The sequence below is a fragment of the Mesorhizobium sp. WSM3866 genome (assembly GCF_002294795.1).
Lineage (GTDB): Bacteria > Pseudomonadota > Alphaproteobacteria > Rhizobiales > Rhizobiaceae > Mesorhizobium.
The window spans coordinates 257,964-271,112 of sequence record NZ_NSGC01000004.1 but is presented as its reverse complement, the minus strand read 5'-3'; the positions used below and the strand labels follow the sequence as shown (position 1 = coordinate 271,112).

The window sequence follows — 13,149 nt, the reverse complement described above, 5'->3', positions numbered from 1 at the left end:
CGGAGAGAACACATGTTCAAATTCACGGGGAAAGTACTTTCCCTTTCGGCCGCGGCGCTGTTTGCGTCGACGGTGATTTCGTCCGCCGACGCGATGGACGATCTCGTCAAGGCGGCGAAAGCCGAGGGCCAGCTCACCACCATCGCGCTGCCGCACGACTGGTGCGGCTACGGCGACGTCATCGCCGGCTTCAAGGCGAAGTATCCGGAGATCACCGTCAACGAGCTCAACCCGGATGCAGGCTCCGGCGATGAGATCGAGGCGATCAAAGCGAACAAGGACAACAAGGGCCCGCAGGCACCTGACGTCATCGACGTCGGCCTGTCCTTCGGTCCGTCCGCCAAGAAGGACGGCCTGATCCAGCCTTATAAAGTCTCGACCTGGGATTCCATTCCGGACAGCGCCAAGGACGCTGACGGCTACTGGACAGCCGACTATTATGGCGTGCTCTCGTTCCAGGTGAACAAGGATCTGGTCAAAGAATCGCCGACCGACTGGGCCGACCTGCTGAAGCCTGAATTCGCCAACTCGGTTGCCCTTGCCGGCGATCCGCGCGCTTCGAACCAGGCTATCCAGGCCGTCTACGCCGCCGGCCTTGCCAGCGGCGCTGCCGCTGGCGAAGCCGCAGGCACTGCCGGGCTCGAGTTTTTCAAGAAGCTCAATGCCGCCGGCAACTTCGTGCCGGTCATCGGCAAAACCGCGACGCTCGCCCAGGGCCAGACGCCGATCCTCGTCACCTGGGACTACAACGCGCTCTCCGGTCGCGACACGCTGAAGGGCAATCCCCCCGTTGACGTCATTGTGCCGAAGACCGGCGTTGTCGCCGGCGTTTACGTGCAGGCGATCAGCGCTTACGCGCCGCATCCGAATGCGGCCAAGCTTTGGCTGGAATATCTCTACTCCGACGAAGGCCAGATCGGCTGGCTGAAGGGCTATTGCCACCCGATCCGCTTCAACGATCTCGCCAAGAACGGCAAGGTTCCGGCGGATATGCTGGCGAAGATGCCTCCGGCCGAGTCCTATGCGGCCGCGGTGTTTCCGACGCTCGATGAACAGGGCAAGGCGAAAGAAGCCATCACCAAGAACTGGGACGCCGTTGTCGGCGCAAATGTGAAGTAAGCATCAATATGGTCCGGGCGGCCCGATGGCCGCCCGGACTCCTTCCCAAAAACGGTAGCCGGCGCATGACCGATCTCTCGGTTTCCAATCAGGCAATTGCGGGCAAGGCCGCGCCCCCCGGCGAAGCGCGCGCAATGCGGCTGCCGACGCAATGGCTTGGCGTAACGCCGTTCTTCGTCTTCGCCGTCATGTTCCTGATCCTGCCCACGCTCTACTTGATGCTGGGCGCCTTCCAGAACGAGGCGGGCGAGTTCACCTTCGCCAACATCGTCGCGCTTTTTTCGGCCAACATCGTTGCCGCCTACTGGATTTCGATAAAGGTCAGCCTGGCGTCATCGCTGATCGGCGCCTTCGCCGGTCTTGCCATCGCCATCGCCATCGTGCGCGGAGGCCTGCCCAACTGGATACGGTCGGGGACGCTGACGTTTTCCGGTGTCGCGTCCAATTTCGCCGGAGTGCCGCTGGCTTTCGCCTTCATCGCGACCCTAGGCCGGCTGGGCCTCGTCACCGTGCTTCTCAACACGCTGGTTGGGTTCAACATCTATGCGCATGGCTTCAACCTGCTGTCGTTCTGGGGTCTGACGATCACCTATGTCTATTTCCAGATCCCGCTGATGGTGGTCATCATCGTGCCGGCGATCGACGGACTAAAAAGGGAATGGGGCGAAGCCGCCGCCACGCTCGGCGCCACCCAGGCGCAATACTGGCGCTTGGTGGTAATCCCCGTGCTGTGGCCAAGCTTCCTCGGCACCGTGATCCTGCTCTTCGCCAATGCCTTCGGGGCGATCGCCACCGCCTATGCGCTGACCGGGTCCTCGCTCAACATCGTGCCGATCCTGCTCTACGCCCAGATCCGCGGCGACGTGCTGCACAATGCCCATCTCGGTTACGCGATCGCCTTCGGCATGATCGTCATCACCGGGCTTGCCAACATCTTCTACATCTGGTTCCGGACGCGCTCGGAGAGGTGGCTGAAATGAAATCCGGCAGGTTCTGGGCCTGGGTCGTCTTTGTCCTCGGCGCGGCGTATTTCTTCATCCCGCTGATCGCGACGATCGAGTTCTCGCTGCGCATGCGCCGCGGCGTCTATTCCCTGGACGCCTACAAGGTCGTGCTCGGCGACAGCCAGTTCCAGGCGACCTTCATGTTTTCGGCGGTCGTCGCCATCTTCACCATTCTCCTCGGCGTGCTGATCGTCGTGCCTACGGCCTACTGGATCCGCCTTCGCATGCCGCAGATCAGGCCGATCGTCGAGTTCATCACGCTGCTGCCGCTGGTGATCCCGGCCATCGTCATCGTCTTCGGCTATATCAGGATGTATGGGTCGAATTCGCCGCTGCCGTTCCTGGCAACCAATCCAGGCGCGAATGCTCTGCTGGTCATCGGCTATGCAACGCTTGCACTGCCATACATGTACCGCGCCGTCGACACCGGGCTTCGCACCATCGACGTGCGCACGTTGACGGAAGCGGCGCAGATCCTGGGCGCCGGCTGGGGCACGATCATCAGCCGCGTGATCCTGCCCAATGTGCTAATCGCGGTGCTTTCGGGCGCATTCCTGACCTTCGCCATCGTGATCGGCGAATTCACCATGGCCAGCCTGCTCAACCGGCCGGCATTCGGCCCGTATTTGCAGAATCTTGTGGCCAACCGCGCCTATGAGCCGGCGGCGCTGTCGATCATCGCGTTCGTCATAACCTGGGGCTGCATGTCGCTGATCCAGATCTTGTCCCGTTTCGCGCCGAAATCGGCGAACCGCCCCAATTGAGCGAAGTACCGACCGAAAGAAAAAGCCATGGCCGAGCCGTTCCTCTCCATCCAGCATGTGCGAAAGTCCTTCGGCGCCACAACCGTGGTCGAGGATTTCAACCTCGATGTCGCGCCGGGCGAATTCGTCTCCTTCCTCGGTCCGTCCGGCTGCGGCAAGACGACGGTGTTGCGCATGGTGGCCGGCTTCGAGGAGCCCTCGGCCGGCAAGATCGTGGTTAGCGGCAAGGACATCACCAGGCTGAAGCCCAACCAGCGCAATATCGGCATGGTGTTCCAGGCCTATGCGCTGTTTCCCAACCTCACTGTAGCGCAGAATATCGGGTTCGGACTGAAGGTGGCGGGCATGCCCAGGGCGGCCATCGATTCCCGTGTCGCGGAGATGCTCGACATCATCAGGCTGCCGCAGATGGCCGACCGCTATCCCTACCAGCTCTCCGGCGGCCAGCAGCAGCGCATCGCGCTGGCGCGCGCCATTGCGCCGAAGCCGAAGCTTTTGCTGCTCGACGAGCCGCTGTCGGCGCTGGACGCCAAAGTGCGCATTTCGCTGCGAGAGGAAATCCGCTCGATCCAGAAGAAGCTCGGCATAACCACCATCTTCGTGACGCACGACCAGGAAGAGGCGCTGTCGATCTCCGACCGCATCGCGGTCATGTATGGCGGCAAGGCCGAGCAGGTCGGCACGCCGTTCGAGATCTACAACCGGCCGGCGACCAAATTCGTTGCCAATTTCGTCGGCACGCTCAACGTCCTGGAAGGCAAGGTCACCGATGCCGCGTCCGGCAAGGTGCAGGTCAACACGCAGGAAGTCTCGCTGAAGGGAAAGCTCAACGGCTCGAAGTCCGGCGACACGCTGTCGCTGGCGCTGCGGCCCGAAGCGATTTCGCTCGGACGCCAGCCGGGCCACGACACCAGCCTTTCGGGCGAGATCGCCGAGGTGCATTTCCTCGGCTCGGTCATCCGGGTGCGCGTCGGCATCGGCGGCAACACGGTATCGCTCGACACCTTCAACAACTCAGCGACGCCGCCGCCTGTCGTCGGCGAGAAGGCGGACATTTCGTTCTCGTCGGGCGACATGCTGGTGCTGCACTAGCGGGAATAGTGAATAAGTGAATGGTAGTCAGCGAAGAGAGCACGTTACGTGCTCGAATTCTCTCTGATGATGCCCGTTCACCATTCGCCATTCACCATTCACCATTCGTTTTTTGCAGTGCCAAAGGCCTGGTTCCATCGCTACGATGAGTCATGGCGCTTTTCGAGCTCACCCTCATTCTGCTTCTGATCGCCGTCGGGCTGACGACGTTGTCGCGATGGCTGGGGATACCTTATCCCTCCCTGCTGGCCTTGGCCGGAGTGGGGATCGCCTTTCTGCCAGGTGCGCCGACCATCGAGATCGATCCGGAACTGGCGCTTGCCCTGTTCATCGCGCCGGTGCTTCTCGATGCCGCCTATGATACGTCGCTGCGAGACCTGAAGCGCTACCGGCTGTCGCTGGTGCTGCTGGCGTTGGGCGCGGTCGTCTTCACCACCGTGGTCGTCGCCTTCGTCGGCTGGAAGATGGCAGGTCTGCCGATCGCGGCGGCGATCGCGCTCGGCGCCATCGTCGCGCCGCCGGACGCCGTGGCGGCCAGCGCCGTGCTCGGCCAGTTCAAGGTGCCGCACCGCCTCAACGCCATCCTGCAAGGGGAGAGCCTGCTCAACGACGCCACGGCGCTTCTGATCTACCGCATCGCCGTTTCGGCCGCGGTCGGCTCGGTCATGCTGAGCGATGCGGTGCCGGTGATCCTTCTGTCGACGGTCGGCAGCGTCGCCGCCGGCTATCTGTTCGGCCGCCTCTCGCTGCTGACGCTGACGCGCATCGAGGATGCGGCAAGCAGCACCGTGGTGCAGTTTGCCGGAACCTTTGCCGTCTGGATCATCGCCGACAGGATCGGCCTTTCCGCCATCATCACCATCGTCGTCTATGCCATCACCATCGCGCGCACCGCGCCGCGCCAGATGTCGGCCAGACGCCGCGTCAGCACCTACTCGGTCTGGGAGTCGGCAGTGTTCGTGCTCAACGTGCTGGCTTTCGTGCTGATGGGCCTGCAGGCCCGGTCGATCGTCGGCAGGCTCTCCGGCGATGGGCAGGGCGATGAATTTGTCTTCGCCGCAACGGTGCTGGCCGTTGTCATCGTGGCACGCCTCGTCTGGGTGTTTGGCTACGTCGCGATCATACGGCGGTTCGCCCGCTTCGACAGCAAAGAGCAAAGGCGGGATGCGCCGACATTCGGGGGCGCCTTGCTTGTCGGCTGGTGCGGCATGCGTGGGCTGGTGAGCCTGGTGGTGGCCATTGCACTGCCGGCCAATTTCCCTGGCCGGGACCCGATCGTGCTTGCCGCCTTCGCGGTCGTGCTCGGCACGCTGGTGCTGCAAGGCATGAGCTTGAAGCCGCTGCTGCGCTGGCTCAATTTCGAAGAGGATACGACGATAGATCGCGAAGTGGCGCAGGCACGCGTTGCCATCATGGAAGCCGCGCTCGACGTCCTGAGCCGCAAGACCTCTGCCGCTGCGGACGTCGTGCGCGAGCAGTACGAGGCCCAACGAAAGATCGCCGAGAATCCTGAGGATGCGCAGGCGGCCACCGAATACGACCGGCTGCGCCTCTATGCCATCAAGCGGCAGCGCGATAGGCTCGAAGAATTGCGCCGCGACGGTACGATCGGCGACGAAGCCTATCACCGTCTGGAAGAAGAAATCGACTGGTCCGAGCTGGCAGCATCGCCGGCGGGGCGGTTCCAGTCGCTCACGACCTAGACGATGCCAGGGTCGGCGGTCATGACTGGACCATTCCGCACGTCGATGGCGTCCATTGCAACGCGATGGCCGAGGCGCTAGTGCCGTGGCCGGATATTCAGCCGGTTAATCGATGAAGCTGGTCAGCTACAACATCCAGTACGGCTACGGCAGCGACGGCCGCTACGATCTGGCGCGCGCCGCGCGCCTCGTCGACGGTGCCGACATCATCGCCCTGCAGGAAGTGGAGCGGCACTGGCAGCGCAGCAACGGCGACGACCAGCCGAAAATCCTGTCCAGGCTGCTGCCCGACTATCACTGGGTCTACGGTCCGGCCTTCGACATGGACGCCAGCGAAAAGCGTGATGGGCGCATCGTCAACCGCCGCAGGCAGTTCGGCACGATGCTTCTGTCGAAGCTGCCGATCGTCTGGTCGCGGCTGCATGCGCTGCCGCTGCGTCGCACGCTCAAGCCCCTCAACACGCGCACCGCCGCACTGGAGTGCATGATCCGGACGCCGGCGGGATCGGTGCGGGTCTTCTCGCTGCATCTTGCCCATATCGCGGCCGAAGAGCGGCTGGAGCAGATCGACTATCTGCTCGCCGAACAGCGCCGCGCGCCGTCCGATGGCGGTCCCTGGAGCGGCGCCGATGACGAGCCGCAGCGCAACTGGGCGAATGGCGAGCCGGAGCCGGAAAACCCGCTGGCGGCGATCTGGCTCGGCGATTTCAACATGGAGCCGGGAAGTGCGGAATACCGGCGCATCGTCGGCAGCACGCCCTATCATCGCGGCGCCGTCTATATCGACGGGTTCGTCGATGCCGCAGCCGTCGCCGCCAAGCCGGTGGCGGACTTCCACACGCATGAAAAGATCATCGAGGGCAAGCTGGCGAAACGCCGGCTCGATCATTGCTTCGTTGGCGGCGTGCTGGCCGGGCGGGTGCGTTCCGTGAGCGCCGATATCGGCGAAGTGGCCTCCGACCATTTCCCGCTCAGGGTCGATATCGATCTGGAAACCCCAGGCATCGCCGCTAGGCTTGCAGGCGGGTGAGGCGGGCATGACGCTTTTCGTCTTCCTCGCGGTGCTGTCGGCGGCCGCCATGCACGCGATCTGGAACGCGCTGGTCAAGGTGCACCTCGACCGCTTCCTGTCGATCACCTTGATGACGCTCGGCATGGGGGCTGCGGCGCTGCTGGCGCTGCCTTTCGTTGAAGTGCCGAAAGCCGAGGTCTGGCCATTCATCCTCGCCTCGGTCTTCTTCCATATGGGCTACCGGACGTTTCTGATCGGCGCTTACAAGGCCGGCGATTTCGCTCAGACCTATCCGCTGGCGCGCGGTACCGCGCCGCTGCTCTCCGCGCTCGGCGGCATCGTTCTGCTCGGAGAGATACCGGCGCCACTCTCCATCTTCGGCATCGTGCTTCTGTCGGCAGGCACGCTGGTCATGTCGTTTCGCGGCGGTGTGCATCTTGAACGGTTCAATCTGCGCGCCGTCAGCTTCGCGCTCGGCACATCGATCTTCATTGCCAGCTACACGCTGTCGGACGGCAGCGGCGCGCGGCTGGCGGCAACCGCGCAAAGCTATGCGGCCTGGCTGTTCGTCTGCGACGCCCTCTGGGCGCTGGTGCTGTGCATCGCCTTTCGCGGGCCGCAGTCGCTGCCCCTGCTGGCGCGGGACTGGAAGGCGGGCCTCTTCACCGGCGTGCTCAGCGGCGCCGCCTACTGGATAGTGATGTGGGCGATGACCAAGGCGCCGATCGCCTCGGTCGCGTCGCTGCGCGAGACCTCGATCCTGTTCGCCATGCTGATCTCGGTGCTGGCGCTGGGCGAGAAGATGACGGCATGGCGCGCCGCCGCGGCGCTGGGCATCGTCGCGGGCGTGGTCGCGCTCAGACTGGGCTGACTTCCCGGTCGATCACGGTCATGACCTCGCCACGCTTCTCGGGGCTGAAGCGGATCACGACGATGATGCAGACGGCGACCACGCCGGCAAACAATGCCAGCGCATAGCCATAGCTGCCTCCCGGCGCTTCGGCGATACCGGCCTGATATGGGCCGCCATAGGAGGCCGCCAGATTGCCGGCCTGGTAGATGAAGCCAGGCAAGGTCGCCCGCACGGAGCCCGGCGATAGCTCGTTGAGATGCACCGGAATGACGCCCCAGGCGCCTTGCACCGCCACCTGCATGATGAAGGCGCCGAGCGCCAGCATGAAGGGCGTCGTCGTATAGGCCCAGAGCGGAATAGCCGGCAGGGCAATGACGCAGGCGAGCGTGATGGCGTTTATGCGCCCGATCTTCTCCGACAGCGCGCCGAACGCCAAGCCGCCGACAATGGCGCCGATATTGGCGACGATGGTGATCCAGCTCACCGTGTGCGGATCGAAGCCGTGCTGCTTCTTCAGGAAGGTCGGGTAGAGGTCCTGCGTGCCATGGCTGAAGAAGTTGAAGAACATCATCAGCACCACGGCATAGAGCGCGATGCCCCAGTGCTTCTGCAGCGTTACGAGAAGACCCGGCCGCGCCTGCGCCCGGCCTGAGACGAAGGCGGGCGATTCCGGCACGTGCGAGCGGATGAAGAGCACGATCAGCGCCGGTACGAAGCTCAGCAGGAACATGGCGCGCCAGCCGAAGGTGAAATCGCCGATCTTCTGGCCGTAGAGCAGCCCATAGACAACTGCCGCCAGCAGATATCCCGCCGGATAGCCGCATTGCAGGATGCCCGAAACCATGCCGCGGGCGCTGGGCGGAATGGATTCCATGGCGAGCGAGCTGCCAAGGCCCCACTCGCCGCCCATCGCGATGCCGAACAGCGCCCGAAGGGCCAGGAATATGCCGAGATTGGGCGAGAAGGCGGCCAGCGCCCCGATCACCGAATAGCTGACGATGTTGAGCATCAGCAGCGGTTTGCGCCCATATCTGTCGGCCAGCATGCCGAACAGGAACGCGCCGATGAATCGCGTGGCCAAGGTCAGGAACAGCGCCTTGGAGACCGCCGGGACATCGGTGTGGAATTCAGCGGCGATATCGGTGAGCAGGAATGTCAGAAGGAAGAAATCAAAAGCGTCGAGCGTCCAGCCCAGGAAAGATGCGAGTACGGTTTTCTTCTGCTCCGAGGTGAGACTCAAATCGCTGCTCCTTTGCATCCGCGAAAGGAACGATATGTTCCATGCAGTGCAAAAGAGAACGGGTCATTTGCCGCTTTCCGATCAACCGGCGGTCACATTTCCGTAAACTCCAAGTCGAGGACCATCAGCCCGTCGGTGCCCCCTTCGAGCGCGGCTACCAGGCGAGCGCCGGCGCGCTGATGCGCCTCGTGCGCCAAATAGGCGTCGCGGGCGGCAGCATCGCGGAAATCGATGGTAAAGCCATGGCCGAAACCGCGCGCGAACGGCTCCGGGCTGACATTGGCGCTGAAATGAACCTTGCCCATGCCGTCGATGGCCGGGCGCAGCGCTTCGAGATCGGCGTGAATCGCGGCGCGCTCGGCGGCGGAGGTGCCGTCGCCGAAGCGGACAAAGACGCAGTGGCGGATCATTGTTCTTCCCTCAAGCCGCCTTATTGCCCTTGAACACGGCCGGCGGCAGCGGCTCGCGTCCGAGGATCAGATCGGCGCCCTTCTCGCCGACCATGATGGTCGGCGCATTGGTGTTGGAGGAGGGGACACGCGGCATCACCGACGCGTCGCAGACCCGCAGGCCGTCGATGCCGCGCAGCCTGAGATCGGGCGTCACCACAGCCATCGCATCATGTCCCATGCGGCAGGTGCCGACGGGATGGTGATCGGTCTTGGACGCGCGGCAGGCATAGTCGAAGAGGTCGGCGTCGCTTTGCAGCGCAGGGCCGGGCAGCACCTCGCGCAGCACAAAAGGCTGCAGCGCCTTCTGCCGCATGATCTCCCGCGCCAGCCGCAGTCCCTTGATCGACATGTCGCGATCGTAGGAATCGGACCAGTAGTTCGGGTCGATCAGCGGATGATCGGCGGGATCGGCGCCCTTCAATCGCACGGTGCCGCGCGAGCGCGGGCGCAGGAAGGCGGAGTTCAGCGTCACGCCGGGATTGTTCAGCTTCTCGACCCCAGCCTCGATGCCGGAGCCGAGACCGAGATGGAACTGGATGTCGGGCGAGGCGGCGGTCGGATCGGCGTACCAGAAGCCGCCGGTCTCGAACAGGCTGGATGCGACAGGGCCCTTCTTCAAAAGCACGTATTGCAGGCCGGCCCACATCGTGCGGTGCAGCTTGGCATAGTTGTCATAGGTGTGGTCGCCGGTGCATTCGGCGATCACGAACAGGTCGAGATGGTCCTGCATGTTGGAGCCGACGCCGGGCAGGTCATGGACCGGCGTGACGCCGACCGACTTCAGATGATCGGCCGGGCCAATGCCGGATTGCATCAAGAGCTTTGGCGAGCCGATGGCGCCGGAGGAGATGATCACCTCGCGTTCCGCGCGCAGGATCGTCTTCTCTCCGCCCGGCTTGTCGACGATCTCGACGCCGATGGCGCGGCCTTTCTCGACGACGACGCGGGTGACGAGCACACCGGTCCTGACCGTCAGGTTCTTGCGGGCGCGGATAGGCTTCAGATAGGCGACCGAGGCGGAGGAGCGCCGCGCGTCCTTCTGGGTGAGCTGGTAATAGCCGACGCCTTCCTGGCTGGCGCCGTTGAAATCCGGATTGAAGGGGATTCCCATCTCCTGGCCGGCGCGGAAATAGGCCTCGCAGATCGGCAGCGGCGAGATCGGGTTGGAAACGCCGAGCGGCCCTTGGTCGCCGTGATAATCGTTGGCGAAGCGCTGGTTGTTCTCGGCGCGCTTGAAATAGGGCAGCACATCGCGATAGCCCCAGCCGGCCAAGCCCTCTTCCTTCTCCCAGGCGTCATAGTCGCGGGCGTTGCCGCGCGTGTAGATCTGGGCGTTGATCGACGAGCCGCCGCCGACAACCTTGGCTTGGGTGTACCAGAAGACGCGGTCCTTCATGTGCTTCTGCGGCACCGTCGACCAGCCCCAGGAAGCGATGCCCTTGGTCATTCTGGCGAAGCCTGCCGGCATGTGGATCAGCGGGTGCCAATCCTTGCCGCCGGCTTCGAGCAGCAGCACCGAATTGGTCGGCTCCTCGCTCAGCCGGTTGGCCAGCACGCAACCGGCCGGTCCGGCGCCAACGATGATGTAGTCAGCCATGGTTCCACTCACTCACAGACGAGGCACGGAGAGCGCGCCGTCGACATCGATGACCGATCCGGTTGCAAAGCCGAATTTTCCGCTGGCAAGTGCGGCCACCACAGCGCCGATATCGGCGCCCTCGCCCCAGCGTTTGGCCGGCACCAACCCGCCGTCTATCAACGCGTCATATTTTGCGGATACGCCTGCCGTCATGTCGGTGCGAATGATGCCCGGCCGCACCTCGAACACGCCGATGCTTTCCGCGGCGAGCCGCAGCGCCAGGTTCTTCACCCACATCGAAAGCCCTGCCTTTGAGATGCAATAGTCGGCGCGCTCCGGCGAGGCCATTGTCGCGCTGACCGAGGTGATGGTGACGATCGACCTCGCAAAGCTGGCGGGTGTCGCCAGCATCGCCTTGGCGACGGCCTGGCTGAGGAACACCGTGCCGCGCAGATTGATATTTAGCGCGTGGTCGAAATTATCAGGCTTCAATTCCAGAAGGTCGCCGCGCACGACGGCGCCTATGCCGGCGTTGTTGACGAGGCAATCGATGCTGCCGAAGGCGTCCACCGCCGCCGCGACCAGTTTTGGATGGCCAGCGAGATCAGCGATGTCACAGCTGGCATAGGCGAATTTCGCGCCGCGCGCGGCGATGCTTTCGGCAAGTCCATCGGCCGGCTTGTCCGCAAGGTCGGCAACAAGAATATCGAAGCCGGCATCGGCCAGCGCCTCGGCGCAGGCAAGGCCGATGCCGCGCGCGCCGCCGGTGACGATGGCTGCCGGGCGGGTCATGCCGCGAACTCCGTCTTGCGGATATGGTCTGCCACGCGCAGCGCCTGGGCTGCGATCGACAGCGCCGGATTGACCGCCGCCGAGGTCGGCAGGAAGCCGGCGTCCACGACGAACAGGTTCTTATGGTCGTAAGCACGACAGAACGTATCGAGTGGCGCCGTCGCGGGGTCGTTGCCCATCCGCACGGTGCCGCACTGGTGCGAGGGCGTGCGCTTGTCGAACGGGCGCGACAGCACGATCGGGTAACCGCAGGCGCGGAAGTTTTCGCGCATCACCGTGGTCAGGCCTTCCAGCGACTGCATGTTGGAGCGCCGCCACTGCATGACGATCTCCTTGCCGTCGACCAGGATGCGGCTTTCAGGATCGGGCAGGTCCTCGCACATCAGGTACCAGTCGACGGCGTGGCCGGCCATGAAATCGAGCGCGAATCTTGGCGCCAGCTTCACATTGGCCCGCAGCATGTTGCCGTCGATCTTGCCGAGCAGTTGCACATTGCCCAGCGGCTTGCCGCCCTTGCCGCCCGACAGATAATAGTCGTTGAGCATCAGCGTCTTCTGGTAGACGGCGTCGTTGCGGCGGCGCGGGTCGATCGCCAGCATCGCGCTCGAATTGTGGTTCATGAAATTGCGGCCGACCTGGTCGGAACTGTTGGCGAGGCTTTTGCCGTTTGTCGAGGGCGAGCGCAGCAGGATGGCGGCGGAGTTGATCGCGCCGGCCGAAAGGATGACCAGCTTCGGCGAGAGCGTCCTTTGCGCGCCGTTCTGCGTGTAATGAATGGCGGCAATCGATTTGCCGCCCGGCGAGGCCTCGAGCCAGTCGACATGGGCGCCGGTTTCGAGCTTGATGTTCTTGTCATTGAGCGCAGCCGCCAGAGGCCCGGTCTGGGCGTCGACCTTGCCTTGGCCGGTGTTCGGAAAAGCATCCCAGCCGGTCTTGCCCTCCTTCAGCCAGGCTTCGATGTCGACGCCGAGCGGCAGCGAGGCAGGATGCAGGCCGAGGCCTTTGAGCTCGGCGCGGGCACGCGCGATCGAAGGTTCGTCGGGCACCGGCTTGAAGGCATAGGGAATCGAATGGAACGGCTCGGTCGGATCCTCGCCGAGCGCGCCGCGCACGCGGAAAAGCTGCTCGGCCTTCGAATACCAGGGTTCGAACTCGTCATAGGAAAACGGCCAGGCCGGCGAGACACCGCCGAAATGCTCCAACTCGGAGAAATCCTCCTTGCGGTAGCGGATCAGCACCGCGCCGAAAAATTTCGAGTTGCCGCCGACATAATAGTAATTGCCGGGGTTGAACGCGGCGCCGCCGGCCTCGCGCCACATCTCCTTCGGCCGGTAATGCCCGTCGACGAAGATCGAGCGCGTCGAGCGCGCATGCGGCGTCGCGGGCAGCGGTTCACCGCGTTCCAGGATCAGGATCGAGGCGCCGCTGCCGGCCAAGCCGGAGGCGATCGTGGCGCCGCCGATGCCGGAGCCGATGATGACGATATCCGGATTTGTCATGGTCTAAAGCGCATCGTGTTTGAACTGACCGGGACCACGC

Annotated in this window: 12 protein-coding genes; 7 read left to right on the top strand and 5 right to left on the bottom strand. The window is 63.9% G+C overall.

Going from position 1 to position 13,149, the window contains the following annotated elements:
- The first annotated feature begins 12 nt into the window (after positions 1-12).
- The 7 genes from CK222_RS11830 (at position 13) to CK222_RS11800 (ending at position 7,565) form a co-directional block, all read left to right on the top strand.
- Complete coding sequence (locus tag CK222_RS11830; RefSeq protein WP_095800499.1) at positions 13-1,119, top strand: ABC transporter substrate-binding protein; 1,107 nt, start codon at positions 13-15, stop codon at positions 1,117-1,119.
- A 134-nt stretch (positions 1,120-1,253) separates the two neighbouring features.
- Entirely contained in the window at positions 1,254-2,099 is an 846-nt protein-coding gene (locus CK222_RS11825) for an ABC transporter permease subunit (RefSeq protein WP_176477631.1), read from the top strand.
- Positions 2,096-2,887 (top strand): ABC transporter permease, encoded by a 792-nt coding sequence (locus tag CK222_RS11820; protein ID WP_095800497.1) that lies wholly within the window; start codon positions 2,096-2,098, stop codon positions 2,885-2,887. Before CK222_RS11825 ends, CK222_RS11820 begins: the two co-directional genes overlap by 4 nt.
- A gap of 27 nt (positions 2,888-2,914) precedes the next feature.
- On the top strand, positions 2,915-3,979 hold the full coding sequence (locus CK222_RS11815; RefSeq protein WP_095778821.1) for an ABC transporter ATP-binding protein: 1,065 nt from the start codon (positions 2,915-2,917) through the stop codon (positions 3,977-3,979).
- A 152-nt stretch (positions 3,980-4,131) separates the two neighbouring features.
- Positions 4,132-5,682, top strand: a complete 1,551-nt coding sequence (locus CK222_RS11810) for a sodium:proton antiporter (RefSeq protein ID WP_067325865.1) — start codon at positions 4,132-4,134, stop codon at positions 5,680-5,682.
- A gap of 112 nt (positions 5,683-5,794) precedes the next feature.
- On the top strand, positions 5,795-6,712 hold the full coding sequence (locus CK222_RS11805; RefSeq protein WP_095800496.1) for an endonuclease/exonuclease/phosphatase family protein: 918 nt from the start codon (positions 5,795-5,797) through the stop codon (positions 6,710-6,712).
- Positions 6,713-6,719: 7 nt separating this feature from the next.
- Positions 6,720-7,565, top strand: a complete 846-nt coding sequence (locus CK222_RS11800) for an EamA family transporter (RefSeq protein WP_067002559.1) — start codon at positions 6,720-6,722, stop codon at positions 7,563-7,565.
- Here the strand turns inward: CK222_RS11800 and CK222_RS11795 are convergent.
- From CK222_RS11795 to CK222_RS11775, 5 genes are all read right to left on the bottom strand, one after another.
- Positions 7,552-8,805: an MFS transporter gene (locus tag CK222_RS11795; RefSeq protein ID WP_095800495.1), complete on the bottom strand. Its 1,254-nt coding sequence runs from the start codon at positions 8,803-8,805 to the stop codon at positions 7,552-7,554. The two genes, CK222_RS11800 and CK222_RS11795, sit on opposite strands and share 14 nt — an antisense overlap.
- Before the next feature lie 74 nt (positions 8,806-8,879).
- Complete coding sequence (locus CK222_RS11790; protein WP_067002558.1) at positions 8,880-9,197, bottom strand: Dabb family protein; 318 nt, start codon at positions 9,195-9,197, stop codon at positions 8,880-8,882.
- 10 nt (positions 9,198-9,207) lie between these two features.
- Positions 9,208-10,836 (bottom strand): GMC family oxidoreductase N-terminal domain-containing protein, encoded by a 1,629-nt coding sequence (locus CK222_RS11785; RefSeq protein ID WP_095800494.1) that lies wholly within the window; start codon positions 10,834-10,836, stop codon positions 9,208-9,210.
- Between the two features lie 12 nt (positions 10,837-10,848).
- Positions 10,849-11,610, bottom strand: coding sequence for a 3-ketoacyl-ACP reductase (locus tag CK222_RS11780; RefSeq protein ID WP_095800493.1), 762 nt, complete (start codon positions 11,608-11,610; stop codon positions 10,849-10,851).
- Positions 11,607-13,109 (bottom strand): GMC family oxidoreductase, encoded by a 1,503-nt coding sequence (locus tag CK222_RS11775; RefSeq protein WP_095800492.1) that lies wholly within the window; start codon positions 13,107-13,109, stop codon positions 11,607-11,609. Before CK222_RS11775 ends, CK222_RS11780 begins: the two co-directional genes overlap by 4 nt.
- Between the last annotated feature and the right edge of the window lie 40 nt (positions 13,110-13,149).

Coding starts and splice junctions, on each gene's coding strand:
- CK222_RS11805 (WP_095800496.1), top strand. CDS start 5,795: ATGAAGCTGGTCAGCTACAACATCCAGTACGGCTACGGCAGCGACGGC.
- CK222_RS11810 (WP_067325865.1), top strand. CDS start 4,132: ATGGCGCTTTTCGAGCTCACCCTCATTCTGCTTCTGATCGCCGTCGGG.
- CK222_RS11815 (WP_095778821.1), top strand. CDS start 2,915: ATGGCCGAGCCGTTCCTCTCCATCCAGCATGTGCGAAAGTCCTTCGGC.
- CK222_RS11795 (WP_095800495.1), bottom strand. CDS start 8,805: ATGCAAAGGAGCAGCGATTTGAGTCTCACCTCGGAGCAGAAGAAAACC.
- CK222_RS11775 (WP_095800492.1), bottom strand. CDS start 13,109: ATGACAAATCCGGATATCGTCATCATCGGCTCCGGCATCGGCGGCGCC.
- CK222_RS11820 (WP_095800497.1), top strand. CDS start 2,096: ATGAAATCCGGCAGGTTCTGGGCCTGGGTCGTCTTTGTCCTCGGCGCG.
- CK222_RS11785 (WP_095800494.1), bottom strand. CDS start 10,836: ATGGCTGACTACATCATCGTTGGCGCCGGACCGGCCGGTTGCGTGCTG.
- CK222_RS11780 (WP_095800493.1), bottom strand. CDS start 11,610: ATGACCCGCCCGGCAGCCATCGTCACCGGCGGCGCGCGCGGCATCGGC.
- CK222_RS11790 (WP_067002558.1), bottom strand. CDS start 9,197: ATGATCCGCCACTGCGTCTTTGTCCGCTTCGGCGACGGCACCTCCGCC.
- CK222_RS11830 (WP_095800499.1), top strand. CDS start 13: ATGTTCAAATTCACGGGGAAAGTACTTTCCCTTTCGGCCGCGGCGCTG.
- CK222_RS11800 (WP_067002559.1), top strand. CDS start 6,720: ATGACGCTTTTCGTCTTCCTCGCGGTGCTGTCGGCGGCCGCCATGCAC.
- CK222_RS11825 (WP_176477631.1), top strand. CDS start 1,254: ATGCGGCTGCCGACGCAATGGCTTGGCGTAACGCCGTTCTTCGTCTTC.